This window comes from Oleiphilus sp. HI0061, from assembly GCF_001635675.1.
The window spans coordinates 1-752 of sequence record NZ_LWFE01000181.1 but is presented as its reverse complement, the minus strand read 5'-3'; the positions used below and the strand labels follow the sequence as shown (position 1 = coordinate 752).

Annotated in this window: 1 protein-coding gene; it reads left to right on the top strand. The window is 43.0% G+C overall.

The features are described from left to right. Positions 1–42: 42 nt before the first annotated feature. The coding region (locus tag A3735_RS02160) for an alpha/beta fold hydrolase (protein WP_197485603.1) at positions 43–752 on the top strand (710 nt) is incomplete at its 3' end.

The window sequence follows — 752 nt, the reverse complement described above, 5'->3', positions numbered from 1 at the left end:
AATAAATTCTATATTCTCGATTTATCAGAAAAGAATTCCCTCGTGCGATGGGCGGTAGAGCAGGGGCAGACCGTCTTTATGGTGTCTTGGTTGAACCCGACTGAAAAAGAGCGGAATATCGGTTTCGACCGCTATGTCACCGACGGTGCATTACATGCTCTAGAAGTGGTTGAAAAACAAACGGGGATCCGTGAAATCAATGCGGCGGCCTATTGTATTGGCGGCACCTTATTAATGACTACGCTAGCCTATATGGCTGCGCGTAAGCTAAAGCCTCGTGTTAAGTCAGCAACGCTTTTTACGACCTTGACAGATTTCTCTGATCCGGGAGATATTGGTGTATTTATCGATGACCATACGATTAAAGCGATAGAACATCAGAATAATCAAAAAGGCTACTTCGATGGCAGAGTGATGGCGGTTTCATTCAGCAAACTGCGTGAGAACTCTCTGTATTGGAATTACTATATCCAGAACTATCTAAAGGGTGAGTCTCCGACGCCTTTTGATCTTTTATACTGGAACTCCGATAGTACTAATATCACCGGTGCTTGTCATAACGAGATGCTGCGAAAATTCTATATGGAAAATCGTTTGGTTAAACCAGGTGCTTATGCGGTCAATGGCACCAAAATAGACTTGTCCAAAATAGAAGTACCTTTGTATTTTATCAGTACCCATCAAGATCATATTGCCAAGTGGCGTGTTACCTATGAAGGTGCCAAAATCTGCAAAGACAACGCAACCTTTGT